The organism is Pseudomonas sp. SWI44 (genome assembly GCF_002947915.1).
Classification (GTDB): domain Bacteria; phylum Pseudomonadota; class Gammaproteobacteria; order Pseudomonadales; family Pseudomonadaceae; genus Aquipseudomonas; species Aquipseudomonas taiwanensis.
Genome location: NZ_CP026674.1, coordinates 5,453,189 through 5,469,626, shown reverse-complemented (window position 1 = coordinate 5,469,626; position 16,438 = coordinate 5,453,189). Strand labels below are relative to the sequence as shown.

At 63.5% G+C, this 16,438-nt stretch carries 10 protein-coding genes; 3 read left to right on the top strand and 7 right to left on the bottom strand.

What is annotated here, in order from left to right:
• Position 1 precedes the first annotated feature (1 nt).
• Both peaB and peaA read right to left on the bottom strand, forming a co-directional pair.
• Entirely contained in the window at positions 2–1,432 is a 1,431-nt protein-coding gene (gene peaB, locus C4Q26_RS25775; RefSeq protein WP_027906928.1) for a quinohemoprotein amine dehydrogenase maturation protein, read from the bottom strand.
• Between the two features lie 49 nt (positions 1,433–1,481).
• Positions 1,482–3,047, bottom strand: coding sequence for a quinohemoprotein amine dehydrogenase subunit alpha (gene peaA, locus C4Q26_RS25770; RefSeq protein ID WP_104883888.1), 1,566 nt, complete (start codon positions 3,045–3,047; stop codon positions 1,482–1,484).
• Positions 3,048–3,527: 480 nt separating this feature from the next.
• Here peaA and C4Q26_RS25765 point away from each other — a divergent pair, with 480 nt between their 5' ends.
• Positions 3,528–5,021: an aldehyde dehydrogenase gene (locus C4Q26_RS25765; protein ID WP_104883887.1), complete on the top strand. Its 1,494-nt coding sequence runs from the start codon at positions 3,528–3,530 to the stop codon at positions 5,019–5,021.
• A gap of 622 nt (positions 5,022–5,643) precedes the next feature.
• Here C4Q26_RS25765 and C4Q26_RS25760 read toward each other — a convergent pair.
• The 5 genes from C4Q26_RS25760 to C4Q26_RS25740 all read right to left on the bottom strand — a co-directional run bounded on the left by C4Q26_RS25760 (position 5,644) and on the right by C4Q26_RS25740 (position 12,324).
• Positions 5,644–6,624, bottom strand: coding sequence for an RHS repeat-associated core domain-containing protein (locus C4Q26_RS25760; protein WP_158664921.1), 981 nt, complete (start codon positions 6,622–6,624; stop codon positions 5,644–5,646).
• Between the two features lie 97 nt (positions 6,625–6,721).
• Positions 6,722–8,014, bottom strand: a complete 1,293-nt coding sequence (locus C4Q26_RS25755; RefSeq protein WP_027906926.1) for an NAD(P)/FAD-dependent oxidoreductase — start codon at positions 8,012–8,014, stop codon at positions 6,722–6,724.
• A complete protein-coding gene (locus tag C4Q26_RS25750; protein WP_104883885.1) occupies positions 8,007–8,684 on the bottom strand; it encodes a S8 family serine peptidase in 678 nt (225 codons plus the stop codon). The genes C4Q26_RS25755 and C4Q26_RS25750 overlap by 8 nt, the downstream gene beginning before the upstream one ends.
• On the bottom strand, positions 8,674–10,407 hold the full coding sequence (locus tag C4Q26_RS25745) for an ABC transporter ATP-binding protein (protein ID WP_023380638.1): 1,734 nt from the start codon (positions 10,405–10,407) through the stop codon (positions 8,674–8,676). Before C4Q26_RS25745 ends, C4Q26_RS25750 begins: the two co-directional genes overlap by 11 nt.
• 3 nt (positions 10,408–10,410) lie before the next feature.
• Positions 10,411–12,324: a sigma-54-dependent Fis family transcriptional regulator gene (locus C4Q26_RS25740; RefSeq protein ID WP_023380639.1), complete on the bottom strand. Its 1,914-nt coding sequence runs from the start codon at positions 12,322–12,324 to the stop codon at positions 10,411–10,413.
• A gap of 516 nt (positions 12,325–12,840) precedes the next feature.
• Between C4Q26_RS25740 and C4Q26_RS25735 the strand changes: the two genes are divergently transcribed.
• Together C4Q26_RS25735 and C4Q26_RS25730 are read left to right on the top strand one after the other, a co-directional pair.
• Positions 12,841–14,169 (top strand): hypothetical protein, encoded by a 1,329-nt coding sequence (locus C4Q26_RS25735; protein ID WP_104883884.1) that lies wholly within the window; start codon positions 12,841–12,843, stop codon positions 14,167–14,169.
• Positions 14,170–14,201: 32 nt separating this feature from the next.
• Positions 14,202–16,436: an Ig-like domain-containing protein gene (locus C4Q26_RS25730; protein ID WP_104883883.1), complete on the top strand. Its 2,235-nt coding sequence runs from the start codon at positions 14,202–14,204 to the stop codon at positions 16,434–16,436.
• The last annotated feature ends 2 nt before the right edge of the window (positions 16,437–16,438 follow it).

The window sequence follows — 16,438 nt, the reverse complement described above, 5'->3', positions numbered from 1 at the left end:
GTCAGTGCGCCTTCCGCGGAGTGATGTAGCGGTCGATGAAGGCCGGGTTGACGGCCATGATGCGGCTGTAGACCTCGATGCCGAAGTCGACCCAGTCACGCATCAGCTCGCAGTAGTGATAGGTCGGGTGCTGCGGGTCGCCGTAGCGGGCATAGCTTTCGTGGTAGCAACCGCCGGAGCACAGGTTGCGGATACGGCAGCTGTCGCAGCCCGTGTTGCTGCGGTCCAGACGTTGGGAGAGGAAGTCGTTGAGCTGCGCCTGCTTCACCCCCTGGTGCACATTGCCAAAGGTCGGCAGGCTGGAGCCGGTGAAGCGGTGGCACAGGTTCAGCTCGCCTTCGTGGTCGACGGCCAGCATCTTCAACCCGGCGCCGCACGGCAGTGCCTTCTTGTGGCCTTCGTGGATGTCCGTAATCAGTTGGTGCAGGTTTGAGAAGCCGATGTTGCGATGCGCCAGTGCCGCCTCAAGGTAGCGTCGACCCAGTGCCTTCATGTTGGCGAAGACCTCCACCAGTTCGTCACTGGTCAGGTTGAAGCTTGCCATGTCTCCGGAGGTGACCGGCGCAAAACCGACTTCGGCGAAACCCAGCTCGTTGAACAGGTGGTTCCAGATCGTCTCGACGTCGGTGATGCCACGGGTCAAGGTCACCCGCGCACCCACCGGGCGGCTGTGGTAACGCGACAGCAGCATGTCGACCTTGCGTCGCACCACGTCGTAGGTACCCTGCCCGCCCACGGTGATGCGGTTACGGTCGTGCACGGTCTTTGGCCCGTCGATGCTCACCGACAGACCAAAGCGGTGGGCGTTGAGCCAGTCGACGATCTCTTCGGTCAGCAAGGTGGCGTTGGTGGTCATGATGAACTCCACCTGCTTGCCGGCCTCGGCGAAGCGCCGCTCGCAGTAGCCCACCATGTGCTCGATCAATGGCCTGTTGGACAGCGGCTCACCGCCAAAGAACACCACGCTGTAGCGCTCTTCGTTGGGCGATTCCGTGAGCAGCATTTCCACCGAGGCCTCGGCGGTGGCCGTGCTCATCTTCTTCCCAGCCGAGGGTTTGTCCAAGTCTTCCTTGTAGCAGTAGGTGCAACTTAGATTGCAACCGGTGTTGACATTCAGTACCACAGTGTTCAGCGCCGTGCGCTCGACCTGCTTGAGGGCGATCTCCGGGGTCAGCGGCGAGCCGTCGCTGACCACTTCCAAGGCGATCAACTCCCGTAGGGTCTCTTCGATATCCTGCCCGGCGAACTGCTGGCCAAGCCGCTGCATCAGCTCTTCGGCCGAGCAGCCTCGTTGGCGCAAGGCATCGATGATGCCGCCAGTCACCGCATCCGCGGTGAACAAAGAGCTACTGGGAATGTGAAACAACATACGGTCGGCATCGACCTGCACTTCGTGCAGGTTGCGTTCGACCAGGTTCAGTAGTGCGCCCATGGCAACCTCCCGATAATCGATCCGTTGGAATACGCGTCCGCCACAGCCCTTAAGGCAACGGCGGGTTGTTCCAGCGTTGTACGGTGACGATCAGGTGGCCTTCGCCCTGCTGGCCGCCATCTTCGAGTTGGGCGATGACCTTCAGGTTGCCGGCGTTATTGGTCATCATCTTGCGCGCAGGGTTGGGGCCTGCGCCTCCCGGCACGAACACACCGTCAGCCTGCATGGTGCCGGCGAACTTCACGTCTTCGTCCTCGATCGCGCGTTCGTTGAACGGCTCGACCTTCCACTTCGCCGGCAGGTAGCCGATGCGCAGCGGCTGGCCACTGGCGTCCTTGCCCCAGGCCTCGGCCTCGAAGCGCCCCTGAACCTTGGGCACCGAAGCGCCGTTCTCGCCGATACGGGCAATGGAAAACGCCGGCACGACCTTCACTTCGTCGACCTTGTCGTAAACCGCCAGGCTTGCGCCCTTGAGCGCACCCACGGTCACTTCGCGCTGGCCAGGCGTGGCATCGGCCGCGGCTCGCGCCTTGACTCGAACCCACGTTGGAGTCGACTCCAGCACCTCGGTCACCTGTACACCTGCGCCAAGGTCCGGCTTGCCAGCAAGGTCACTGCCTACCAGGGTGACTTCCTGTTCGGTACCGGCCTTGATGAAGGCCGGCTGCACGGCCAGCAGACGCGCCTTGCCCGCCTGGGCGGCACTGAAGTCCAGGCCGCGCTCGTCGTGTTCGGCCTCGAACATGCGGCCTTTCATTTCGCCATCCAGCGCCGCGAACACCTGACGCAGGTGGCTGTCACCGACCTTTACGTTGCCGCGCCATTCGTAGCCGTTGTAGAGGATCGCCGAGCCGCTGCCATTGAATGGCGTGCCATCGGCGTAGGCGCCTTTGACGTCGACCTTGAAGGTGTCACCTTGGTCGGGGGTGACCGTCATCACGCCGCGTACATCACCTTTGGCCAACATATGGCCGCTAAACGCCCATTGTCCCTGAAGCGTATCGGCTTTGGGCTTGGCCTTTTCCCATGCCGCATAAGCGGGGCTCTCAAGCGGGAAGCGCTTGGCCAGGTCTGGCACCACTTGCTTGAGGGCGATTTCCAGCCAGTCGCGGTCACGGGCCTGGGCCTGGTATTCCAAGGACGGCCATTGTCCGAGGTGGAAGTTGACCAAGTGCTCCCATTCCTGGGCGGGACGACGTTGCAAGGCCACCCGGGCACCGGAGTGGCAGCGACCGCAGGTCTGGCTCAGTTGTTCGTCGAAGTGCTCGACGGTGTTGAGCCGGCGTTCCATAGCATAGCGCACGCCGTCGGTTTCACTCGGGGCGAGGCCCTGCTTGTCGGCCAGGTACTTGACCAGGGTGCGGCGATCGTCATCGCTGATCTGCAGGCCGTGCATGACTTGCATGCGGGCGATACTCATCAGCCAGCCTTCCGGAGTCTTGCGCTGGTGGCTGATGCGACTGTAGGTGTCGTTGCCTTCGGGGATATGGCACCCCATGCACTTGTTCTGTAACAGGCTCGGGCCCTGCTCGGCCGCCATGGCCTGGGTGCTCAGCAGTGCGGCGGCAACCAGTGCCAGCTTACCCGCATGCCGCCGGAGTCGAGTCGTCTTCAAGGTCAGACCTCCACGGTGTTTTTCTTATGGTTTTCGCACGCTTTGGTACAACAGGTGTGCATGTATCGGTTGCGATACAGAAACTATGCCAGGTCACGCAAAAACGTTGAATTTCAGGCGGTTGGACAGTTTGCACGGCCAACTCGAGGGATTGCCGCCTGAAGCGCAGCGTGCCATTTCGCGACACGGTGTTTCATCCTGAGACAGGGCCTGGCGGGCGGGGCGCGCGCGATCCCAGCCCGCGGCCACGAGTCCAAGGGCCAGTCAGGTACCTGCGAGCGCGCACTTGCTCGGGCAAGCGCGACAGTCACTGTTTCACAACCGTCTCACAGCGTCTCAATGTGCAACAGCGCAACGGCGCACCCCCTCGCGTGCAGCGCGACAAACCCTAGGCATTTCAGGCCCTTGCGCACACGGGGCGAGCTTGGCATGGCCATTGCGCCAGTGCCCGTCACATCCAATGACAAGAGGCTCAGCCCCATGCTTTGCGAACTGCCCATCCTGCCTGCTACCCGCGCCTTCCTCGAACGCAAGCTGAAGATGCGCATCGGCGCCGACTGGCAGGACGCCGCCAGTGGCCAGACGCTTTCCTTTCGCAACCCGGCCACCGGGGAAATCCTAGGCGAAGTGCCAGCCGCCGATGCTACCGACGTCGACCGTGCCGTGCAGGCCGCCCGCCAGGCCTTCGATGATTCGCCATGGAGCCGCATGCGCCCGCGCGAGCGTCAGAACCTGCTGTGGCGCCTGGCCGACCTGATGGAGCGCGACGCGCAGCAACTGGCCGAGCTTGAATGCCTGAACAACGGCAAGAGCGCGGTGGTTGCCAAGGTGATGGACGTGCAATTGGCCATCGACTTCCTGCGCTACATGGCTGGCTGGGCTACCAAGATAGAGGGTAGTACCGTCGAGGCGTCCATGCCGCTGATGCCCAACGATCAGTTTCATGGCTTCATCCGCCGCGAAGCAGTGGGCGTGGTCGGTGCCATCGTTGCCTGGAACTTCCCGCTTTTGCTGGCCTGCTGGAAGCTCGGCCCAGCCCTGGCTACCGGCTGCACCGTGGTGCTCAAGCCTGCCGACGAAACGCCGCTGACTGCCCTGAAACTCGCAGAGTTGGTGGATGAAGCTGGCTATCCTGCTGGTGTGCTCAACGTCGTAACCGGCACCGGCCTGAATGCCGGCGCCGCCCTTAGCCGACACCCTGGCGTGGACAAGCTGACCTTCACCGGCTCGACCGAGGTGGGCAAGCTGATCGGCAAGGCGGCCATGGACAACATGACCCGCGTCACCCTAGAGCTCGGCGGCAAGTCACCCACCATCGTCATGCCCGATGCCGACCTGCAGGAAGCCGCCGCTGGCGCTGCCACCGCGATCTTCTTCAACCAAGGCCAGGTGTGCTGCGCCGGTTCGCGGCTGTACGTGCACCGCAAGCACTTCGACAACGTGGTGGCCGACATCGCCGGAATAGCCAACGGCATGAAACTTGGCAATGGTCTGGACCCGGCGGTACAGATGGGCCCGCTGATCTCCGCCAAGCAACAGGACCGGGTCACCGGCTATATCGAACTGGGCCGTGAACTGGGTGCGACCATCGCCTGCGGCGGTGAAGGTTTCGGGCCGGGCTACTTCGTCAAGCCGACCGTGATCGTCGATGTGGACCAGCGCCACCGCCTGGTGCAGGAAGAAATATTCGGCCCGGTGCTGGTCGCCATGCCGTTCGATGACCTGGATGAGGTGATCGCCATGGCCAACGACAACCCTTACGGCCTGGGGGCGAGCATCTGGTCCAACGACCTGGGCGCGGTGCACCGGATGATTCCGCGGATCAAGTCTGGCTCGGTGTGGGTCAACTGCCACAGCGCGCTGGACCCGGCGCTGCCGTTTGGCGGCTACAAGATGTCCGGCGTCGGCCGAGAGATGGGCGCGGCAGCGATCGAGCATTACACAGAGCTGAAGTCTGTGTTGATCAAGCTCTGACCGTTCCTGTGCCGGCCCTTTCGCGGTGCTCCTCGAAAGGGCCGGCACAACCACGCCCAAAAATAACGACAAAAACAGGGAGCACACCCTTGGGCACACTCTCGCCTGCGTCCTCGCCCTGGTGGTCACCGCCCCCACCCAGGCCAACGAGCTGTACAACCAAAACGGCACGCCGTCAGGCCGTCGAATACGTGACCCAGGGCAAAACTGACGGGCGTTTGGTTAGGCTCTGTACGAAAAGCCTTGAAAGTCGGTGATAATGCATTGAAAACAGCCGCGGAATGCTCATTTACAACCCGTAAACTCCGCCTCCTCGGCTGTTTTCGCCTTGCCTGACCTTCGTCTCAAGACTTTTCATACAGACCCTAGACCTGTATGTGGAGTGGAGGGTCATGCTGATCAGCCTGCTGATGGGGTTCTAGTTAGCCCCTGCGCAGTGCGAACAATGGCGGCAAAAACAGGGCGGGGATATACCGGCGCCTACAGGGAGTTATTCACCGCTTATTGCTTCTAATTTGAAATGCCGAGGCTGCCGTAAAGGGCCATGAAGTTGCCCAACAACGCTGACCGCCTTAGGTCAATGTTACCAGTGCCATAACCTGCGCGGAACAATGAACGCGCTTCATAAATTAGCTCTTGCGCGATAAGCAGCAATTGATGTTTGGGCTAATTGCTCAAACATGCTTGCACTGCGCTCACGCCCCTCAGGCGTTGCATTAGTGAAGACGCGCAACAATCGCTCTCTGGTGACAGGTGTTACACTCCCATTTTCCAGGCTCAATTGGCGAGCAATGAAGATGGGAACGATAGCCTTAGATAGTTCTGTCGGAGGCTTTCCGAATTTATGATTGGCTAGCGCATAGGCCAAAATACTATCTGTCATTTGTCGCTCTCCAGGCGTAAAGCCTTCCATCAGGCGATTGAGATTGCCTATTGTGGATGCGCCCGATTGCTGAACGGCTCTAGTTTGCTCCTGTCGCTGTACAGGTGCGCCGTTGTGCATAGGATTGACAACCGCGATTTGCCGGGGAGTCCGTGAATTTTGCCTTTCCGCGATTTCCCAGACAGTCCGTGAATTTTGCCTTTCCGCGATCTCCCGAAGAGTCCGTGAATTTTGCCTTCGCGCGAGATCCCGGAGCCTCTTGGAATTTTCCCTTTCGCTCATTATTCGATACTTAATATTCCCGTTCGGATCCGTAAAGTTGATCGGATCATCACCACAGTACGCATATGTATTTATGCCACCCAAGCCGAAGGGGCTGTAGGTGTCAGGAGACAAGAAGCGCATAAGCGTCGAGCTGTATAATCTTTTTCCGTTCCCTAAAAGATCACATGCCGTCATTGAGTCACGGACCTGGCCATTGAATGCCAGTATGGCCCCATGCTTTAACACATCAAAATGGCCATAAGGGGCGTACACGACTGCGCGTGCTGCATGCATGATCGAGTTTGTGGCGCTGGTAGAAAGTAACAGGGTCTTGTCAAGCGCACCCGCCCGCTGCTCAGCAAGGGGGGAAGAATCACTTCGAAAGATTACGCTAATCTGGCCAATGGAACCGATAGCCGAGAGCCGGCCACCTTGGTAAAAACAGTGCTTTTTCATAACGGTTCTCGAAAGATCGGTGTCATATCTGAGCATTGCGAGACCGCTGTCCACAACTGGTAGTTCTGATAGTTTTCCGCGGTATTCCCCAGAAAGGTCAAATGAACCCCTGCTCCCATAGCCAGCGCCTCACCCTGGTCTGCTGCTGATCAGGGTGGCCTTGCAACACGCTCTCAAGTGGTTGGCCAGCCTGCAACGCACTCACCACCGGCGCTAACTCAATCCCCTGCAAATGCCACACCCCCAATGGCTGATCCGCCGTTACCACCACCTCGGTTTCGTCCACCAGCCCATCACGCAGCACTGGCCGCCGTTCGACCCGCACTGCATGCCAGTCTGCCGCCATGTGCAAAGGCTGCGCATCCGGCCAATCTTGCCGCTGAAGCCAGAACGGTTGCCCTGCGCGCCCCTGCTCTTGCCTGTAGAAATCCCGTCCGATCCGGGCAAAGCGCAAGAACAGCTGCTCGACCCGCTGCTGGTGAAACTGCCGCGCCAATCCTGCGCGCTCAGGCTTGCGCAACAATGTATTGATGACCACCGGCGCCTGAAACGCCGAGGACAGTGACTGGAAAATCCCGTTACCCGACAGTGGGTCAACGGCCATCGCTGCATCGCCCACCCGCACCCAGTCTTGACCAACACATGCGCCAGCCAGAATCGCGGTACTGCTACGTGCATGCACCGGTGCCGGAACCAGCGCCTGGACATCGAACAGTTCGGCCACCAGCGCGCTGTGGGACCGCCGCGCCACGCAGTATTCCGCCAATCCGGCCTTGCCTGGCAGGCCGGCCGCGTCAAGGGTGACTTGCCAGTAACAGCGGCCATCCTCTAACCGCGCCATCCACGCCCAGCCATCCTCCAGGCTTTCCACCGCCGACGCAGGCGCCCCTGGGCTGCCTTGCCAGACATTGAGCAGGCTGACCGTCTCCGGTCCGCGCAGCCGGTCCGGGGCCAGTGGAGCCTGACGGCCTCGCGCTTCGACGAGGAAATCAGCCATCAGTACCTGCCCATCGTCCAGACGCACCTGGTGACCGCCCTCATGCGCGACTTCGCGCACCCGCCCCTCGACCACACGCACGCCAGCACGCTGAAGGTCGTCGCGCAGCGCCCGGTCAAAACGCTGTCGATCCAGCAAGAACTCCTGGTTCGTTTGCAGGTGCTGGCCGTTCCAGAGCACCTGTCGGGCTGCGGGCATGGCGGCCTGGCGCAAGGCCCCGCCCAAACCTGCATGTCGCAAGCCGTCCAGCACCCGCTGCGAAACCCCTTCAACTGCTGCGAAACGGCGCCAATCTGACACCACCATCACGGCATAGCCCAGCCGCCGCAGGCCTATGGCCGTGGCGGCACCCGCAGGGCCGGCACCCAGCACCACAATGCGCGGTTCAGGCATGGCCCAGACCTCGTCGCTCGGGGCCGGCATACGCTGCATTGCTGCGCAGCCAGTCGTAAATCTGCTGGCGATCCATGCCCGGTTCGTCGCGCAACAAAGCTGCAATCCTACCGCTCAAGGCCGCGCAGCCCAGGCTCGCGCCCGCCCTGCCGCCCGCGCCCACGTAACCGCCAAAGTCCGCCTGCCGCGTACCCAGCCACGACCACTGACCCGGAGCGCAGCGGGCATCGCCGGTTACCCGAATCACCCCGCTGTAGCTGGCCGGGTACACCGCCCCGCCCTGCGCCGGGCTGGATGCGCATAACAGCACCCCCGCCGCCAACGCTTCAGCGCAGGCCTGGTGTAGCACCGGGCGGTCTTGTTGCAGGCCCAGGCTGAGGTTGACCAGCGTCACGCCTGCCTCCACCAGCCACAGCAACGCAGCAGCCACCTGCAAGGCACTGGTGCTGGCCTGGCTAGCGAATACCTGGGCCAGCAACAGGGGCACCGGCCCGCCCTCGCCCTGCAAAGCGGCAACCACCTCACTACCGTGCCCTAGCTGGTCCGGCAACATCTCACCTTCACGCAACTGGCCGTCCTCCAGCCAGAACCGCCGCCCTTGCAGCAAGTAGCTGGCCTGGTGAGGCGAGCAACCGCTGTCAATCACGCCAACCCGCACGTCAGTGGCCATGCTTGATCACCTCCTGAGGCAGCACCTGCAACTGGCCGTCATCCAGGTACAGGTGCAGGTCAGCATCGGCCAGGGTCGAAGCGCGGTGACTGATCAGGATGCGTGTGCGGCCGGCGAACAGCTGGTCGATGGCCGCGATCACTTCGCGCTCGGTGGCTTCGTCCACCGCCGATGTGGCCTCGTCCAGCACCAGGATCGCCGGCGCCTGCAGCACCGCGCGGGCGATGGCAATGCGTTGTTTCTGCCCGCCGGACAGCTGCTGGCCACGCTCCCCCAGCAGGCCGTCCAGGCCCAGCGGCAGGCTGTCGACCAGGCTGTCCAGCCGCGCCAGGCGCACCACCCGCTCCAGTTCCTCGCGGCTGGCCTCGGGCACGCCGTAGGCCAGGTTCTGTGCCAGGGTGCCGCGGAACAACACGATATCCTGGCTGACCACAGCAATGCGTCGGCGTAGCGCGGCCAAGTCCAGATCGCGCAGGTCGGTGCCGTCCAGCAGGATGCGCCCGGTGTCCGGATCGTAGAAGCGCTGCAACAGGTCGATCAGGGTCGACTTGCCGACCCCTGAGGCGCCGCTGATGGCCACTTTCAGCCCACCCGGCAGGTACACCTGCACGTTGTTCAGCACCGCGCCCTGGCGCCCTTCATGGGCAAAACTCACCCCCTCGAGGCGCAAATCGCCCGGGCCGTCAGGCATCGGCCGCGGGTCGGCCACCGGTCGCACGGCCACGGACTCCTGCTTCAACTCCATGACCCGCCCCAGGCTCACCGCCATGCGCTGCACCGCCACGTACAGGCCCAGCAGGCTCTGCACCGGCCCTACCGCCATGCCCATGTAGGTGGAAAAGGCGATCAGTGCACCCAACTGCCAGGTACCCTGGATCACCCACCAGCCGCCGACCAGGAACGCACAAGCGCGGCACCAGGAGGTCAGCGTGCCGGGAATGGCCTGGGTGAAGAATTCGGTCACCTGCACCTTGAGTAGCTGGCGCATGTAGCCCTGGCCCAGCTGGTCCAGGCGCCCCGCCTCGCGGCCTTGCTGGCCGGCTGCCTGGATGAACTTCATCGCCGGCAGGGTTTCGACCAGGAACGACGACACATCCGCCGAGCGTTCCCGCAGGTTGCGTACTTCGCGCTCTACCTTGCGCCGCATCCAGCGCAGCCAGAGCACTTCGATGGGCACCAGCAACGCCAGCAGCAGCGACAGTTGCCACGACAGCATCAGCATCAACGCCACCGCGCCTACCAGGCCGATCACCGCCGACACCGCCGAAAACAGCGAATCCACGGCAAAGCGCTGGATTTCCGCCACATCGCCATCCAGCCGCGAAAGGATGTCACCTATGCGCCGCCGTCCGTAGAACGTCGGCGACAGCTGCTGCAGGTGGCGGTAAAGGTCATCGCGCAGGGCAAACAGGATGCGCCCCGACAAGCGCGTATGCAGGTAGCGGTTGACCCCGGCCAGCACGGTGCCCAGCAGCCCCGCAGCGATCATGATCGCCGCCATGTGCCAGAGGGTCTGGTAATCCTTGGCCAACAGGCCTTCGTCGATCAGGGTCTTGACCAGCCAGGGCTGCGCCAGGGCCAGCAGCGATGCCCCCAGGGACAGCCCCAGCAACACCGCGATGGCACGTCCGTGTGGCCGCACGAAACCATACAGCCAGGCTAACGCCTGGCGCATGAGCACCGGGTCGCTGGACTCCACCAGCCTTGCGAACAATCGCCCCATGATTCAGCCGCGCAACTGCTTGAGCTTGCGGTACAACGTCGCCCGGCTGATGCCCAGCGCTTCAGCGGCAGCCGAAACGTTGCCGTGGTGCCGGGCCAAGGCGCCGCGGATCAATTCCAGCTCGTTGTCCTTCAGGCTGCCCGACGGTGCGCCGCCCGTTGCGAGCTCATCGAGCAGGCAGTCGGTGAGGTGATCGAGGGTCAGCACCTGTTCACCCTCCTCGCGCATGGCCAGTGCGGTGCGCACGACCATTTCCAATTGGCGGATGTTGCCTGGCCAGTCGAAACCTTCAAGCAGCGCAGCCAGCGCCGGGTCGAGGCTGACGCCCTTGGCGCCGGCCTTGTGCAGCAGGGCTTCGATGATCCTGGCCAGGTCATCGCGCTCGCGTAGCGCTGGCAAGCGCAGTGACACGCCATTGACCCGGTAGTAAAGGTCTTCGCGAAAATGCTGCTCCTGCACCAAGCGCTTGAGGTCGCGGTGGGTCGCACAGATCAGCGCGACGTCGATCTCTTGCTCATCGCCCGCACCCAGCGGCGCCACCCGGCGCTCTTGCAAGACGCGCAGCAGACGAGCCTGCAAGGCCACCGGCATATCACCGATTTCGTCGAGGAACAACGTGCCGCCGTGGGCCTGCATCAACCGTCCGACCATGCCGCCTCGGCGCGAGCCGGTAAAAGCGCCCTCGCGGTAGCCGAACAGCTCCGACTCGATCAAACCCTCGGGAATGGCGGCGCAGTTGACCGCCACGAATGGCTTGTCGGCCCGGGGGCTCGCCTGGTGCAGTGCGCGGGCCACCACCTCCTTGCCGGTGCCGGTTTCGCCCAACAGCAGCACCGGCAGACCATTGCCCAAACCCTGGCGCGCCATGCGCAGGTTGCGCGCCAGGCGCGGGTCGCCACCGGCCAATGACTCCAGCGCCTGCGAGCGGGCGGCCGGTGCAGGTTTGTTCGTCGCCACGCTGCCATTGAGGTGCCCATGTCGCGGCAACTGCAAGGCACGGAAAAAGAACTCACCCTTGGCGGTCTGTACGCTGCTCACCCCACCCTGCCACAGGCGCGCGATGAAGGCTGGCGAACGCTCCCCCAGCAGGTCGCTACTGCGCCGGCCGATCAGTCCCTGGCGCGGCAACTGCAGCAGCTGGCAGGCGTTGTCGTTGGCCGCCAGTACTTCGCCGTCCAGACTCAGCGCCAACAAGCCATGCCAGGCGCTGTTGAGGTATTGCGGACGGCTGTGGAAGGCCAGGACAAGGTGTTCGGGGTGGCACAGGCCGAACATTCGGCTTTCGATGTTGCCTGCCGCCAGCATCAGGGTCGACAAGCTGTCCTGTGGCTGGGCCATGACCCCCTCGCGGGTGATGTCGAGCACACCGATCACCTCGCCACGCGGGTCACGCAGCGGCACCGAGGTGCAGGAAAACGGGCTGAGTCGGTCCAGGTAGTGTTCGCCGCAATTGATCAAGGTCGGACGGCCCTCCACCACGGCGGTGCCGATGGCGTTGGTGCCGCGCAATGACTCGCTCCAGCAGCTGCCTGGGTGCAGGTCGCGCAGTCCTTCGCGCTGGAGCACATGCTTCTGGCCTTCGATGGCCAGCACATTGGCCTGGGCATCGCCGAGGATGATGATGCCAGCTTTGCCCTGGCGGGATACCAGGTAATCCAGTTCAGGGGTGACCGCGTCCAGCAACAAGCGATTGCGTTCGAGCAGTGCCTGCAGGTCGTGGCCGTGTTCAAGGCCCAGGCCGACTTGTTCGCCCTGTAGGCAATCGAGGCCATGGCCAAGGCTGCGCCGCCAGGAAGCGTCGATTTCGTCGCGCAGCATGCCCAGTGGCAACTCGCCTTCGCTGGCCAGCTTCAAACGGGCCTGGCGGGATTCGTGAAGCGTGTCCTGGGCGTTTGTTATGGGTATGTGTCGCGCCATCTTTTGCTCCAGCTGTTCCCCCTGCCGGGGGTCGCATGCTTGGTATTTTTTCCGCAGTGTGCGGGAGAAATTTCTGGGCGTCGAGGTGATTGTCTTTAGGAGGGCGGTGGGGTATGGATCGAGCGCCGCCCGCGCGGGCGCATCGCGAGCAAGGCTCGCTCCTACATCGGTTTCGGGCCAGTAACGCCAGTGTACGACTCGATAGTGCGCCATGCGCAAATCCCGCAGAACTCATTGGACCGAAACAGACGTAGGAGCGAGCCTTGCTCGCGATGCGCCGCGCGGGCGGCGCTCGATCCATACCCCACCCCATAGCCATCCACCTCCCGACCCCACCCCTAACCCCAACCTTGGGGAACCCACCCCACCACGCCATCACCCCCCACCCTGCCGCGATTCAGCAAAACCCAGGCCCCACGGGCCCTCCAGCCCGATTTAGGAGACTTGGCACGGCTGTTGCCGACTCCTGCACAGACGCCCCAAGTCCATGGGCTCGTTCGCAGGAGGAATTGACTCATGCTCCGACCGATACCCCACCCGCTGGCTGTGGCGATCTTCGCCGGCATGCTCCAGCTTCCCGCACAGGCTGCGCTCAACGCTGTCGATACCGGCACCTACACCGAAAACAACGGCAAATTCCCCGCCTGGTACCAGGACAGCCATGGTCGCACCCTCGACCTGTGCCTGACCAAGGCAGTGAGTTCGCGGGTTGCCGGTGCCCCCGGCGCGCCTTCATACATGTGCACGCTGTTGCCGACACCCGGTGTGTTCGACGACACACAACCCATCGCCTTCCCGACCAACTTCCCGGATGAAGCCTTCTGGTTCACCGCCGACGCGGCTATCGTCGATGCTGCCCGTGGCATCGACCTGAGCTATGGCACAGCGATCGAAGCGGCCTTCGGTGCTGGAGATCCGCTCGATGGCGACCAAGTCAGCTTCGCCCGGGTGCGTATCCGCGTCGACGTACCCGCGGCAGGTACCTATGTGATCACCCATCCCTATGGCGTCGAGGTGTTCGATGTACCTGCCGCCGGGCGCCGGGCAATCAACATGACCCGCGATATCGGTATCGGCAGCCCAGGCGACTTCAGCGGTGCGCTCAAGGGCGATGTCGGCCCGTTCCTGCGCAGCGTCAACGGCCCCTACACCGAGGGCAGCGAGCGCTTCATCGGCGACCCCAATATCGAGGAACGAGTCACCGGCAGCCCGTTCAACACCAACTTCGTACGCATCGAAGGCCCCAACGGCATCGACTTACGCACCGAACTGTTCGCCGTGTCGGGCAAGCTCTCCGACGTCAGCCTGCCCACGCCCTTGATGCCCCAGCGCAGCACGTATTCGCGGCGTACCGAGAATGGCGACCTGCATGCCCAGCAGGACATGTTCGTGCTCGCTCCCCCGCCACCGGCCACCGTCACACTCACCAGCCAGGACCCTAACCTGCCGCTGACCGAGGCCAATGGCACCGGCACCTGGTACGCCCAGTCGGTGGTCAACCCGGCGCCTGGTACCAACCTGCTCATCCACGCCGACAACAGTGTGGCCATCCCCACCAGCACCGTAACCACCGCCACCCTGCCGCTGATCGACCTGGTGACCATCGCCCGCGCCGAGTACAGCCTGTCCAATGGTCTCTTGACCCTGGTCGCCAGCAGCAGCGACGAAACATCGCCACCCGTGCTCACCGCCCACACCGGCAACGGTGCATTGATCGGCAACCTCAGTGGCGATGGATCGCTGAAGTCGCTGACCACCAACCTCTCGCCCATTCCGCCAGCCAAGGTGCAGGTCACCAGCGCCCATGGCGGCAGCGACAGCGAAGACGTGGTGCTGGTGCCATGAACAGACAAAGGTTTCGCCTTCAAGGAGGCACCATGAACACTTGGTCTCGCCGGGCGCTGTGCGCCGCTGGTTTCACCCTGACCATCAGCAGCGCGGCCTGGGCCGCGCTGTCCGAAGTCGACCCCGGCCCCTATACCTTCGCCACCGGCGGTTACCCCATGTGGTACAAGGACGCGGACGGCCTGTCCCTGGAGTTGTGCCAGTCGCGGGCCACAAGTTCGCGGGTACCCAGCGCACCGGGCGCGCCTTCGTATATGTGCACCCTGCTCCCGGAACCGGGTGTCTACGATGACGCACTGCCGTTGGTGTTCCCCGATAACTGGCCGCCAGAGATGTTCTGGTTCCTGGCCGAGGCCACCATCCCGGCAGTCGGCAACAGCGGCTTCGAGCTTGAGGCTTACGTCGCCGGCGTCGAGGCGGCCTTCGCCGCCGAAAACCCGGTCGATGGCGATCAGCAGAGCTTCGCCCGCATCCGCATCCGCGTATCGGTTCCCACTGCAGGCACCTACAAGATCACCCACCCCTATGGCGTCGAGACGGTCAACGTGACCGCACCCGGACGCCGGGCGATCAACATCACCCGCGATATCGGCATCGGCGCGCCAGGCAACTTCACCGGTGCGCTGAACGGCGCAATCGGGCCGTTCCTGCGCGGGGCAGCCGGGCCGTACGTCGAGGTCAACCCGGACACCGGAGCCAGCGAAACCTTCGTCGGTGATCCGAACCGGACCGAGACTGTGCTCGGCAGCCCGTTCAACACCAACTTCATACTCATCGAAGGACCGAACGGCCTCAGCATCACGACCAATCAGTTCACCGTCTCCGGTAAAGTGCTGGACCAACGCGCACAGACCCCAGTGAGCCTGGAACGCGCCACCTACTCGCGCGACGGCTCCGGCACGCGCGTCGCAGTGTTCGCCAAAGCGCCAGGCGATGCCAACCTGTGCATGCGAAATGGCCTGGCACTGGTCGGTACGCCACCCTCGCCCTGCGAGTTCAACCTGTTGGCGGACAACAACGGACTGTTCTTCGCCCAGCAACTGAGTCAAGCAGCACCGCCTCCGGTAGTGGTGGTCACCGCCAGCAGCAGCACAGCGGCGACCCAACCCACGGCCCTGTCCAGCAAGCTGTCCGATATGGTCAACGTCAGTACTGCACGCTATGACTGGGCCAACAAACGCCTGGTGATCGAGGCGCGTTCCAGCGACGAAGTGGTGATTCCCGATCTGGTTGCCCAGGGCTACGGGCGCATGTCCAAGTCCGGAACCCTGCAGACGTTGACGGTCAACGACCTCAAGCAGCCACCAGCCACCGTCACGGTGAAATCCGCCCACGGCGGAAGTGATGTCGAGCCCGTGCTGGTGGTCGGCAATGCCCCGGTCGAAGCCGCCAACCAGCCGCCGCTGGCCCAGGCCGACACCGGCGCCACCAGCGTCGGCGTACCGATCACCCTCAACCTGCTGCTCAACGACAGTGACCCAGACGGCAACGTGCCGCTGACCCTCAGCGACCTCACCCAACCCGGTACGGGCCTGGGCGGCGTAGTCCTTAACGGCACGACCTCGGTGACCTACACCCCGCCAGCCGGGGCCACTCAGCCGGTGGTGGCCACCTTCACCTACCGGGCCATGGACGCCAAGGGCCTGAAGTCCGAGCCTGCCACTGTCACCATCAACGTTGCGCCCAACCAGGCCCCGACCGCCGTGGCCGACACCGTCAACACCCTGGGCGTCCCCATCACCATCAACGTATTGGCCAACGACACCGACCCTGAAGGCAACTTGCCGCTCACTGTCGCCAGTGTCAGCCAACCCGCTGCTGGCAGAGGCACAGTGACCACCGACGGCGCCACGGTCACCTATACCCCACCCGCCACCGTCACCACAGCCTTCCCGGCCACCTTCACCTATGTGGTACGTGACTCCATCGGCGCTACATCCACCCCTGGCACGGTCACGGTCAACGTGTCGCCACGGCCGGCTGCGGAGACTTTCACGGTCACCACCGCAACGGTCACGGCCCGCTCGAACAACCGTTACAACTGGGACTTCAGCGGTACCTCATCGGTGACCACCGGCAATGTCGTTACTGTCCGGGCGACCACCACCACCGGCGTGCAGACCCTAGGCACCGCCACAGTACCGGCCAACGGTCGCTGGCGTCTGTCGGTCAGCAACAGCACCACGGCGGTGCCGACGGCCAGCCCGACGGCGACGATAACCACCAGCCCCGGCACCACGCGCACCGTCAACGTGGTGGTGCAGTAAGG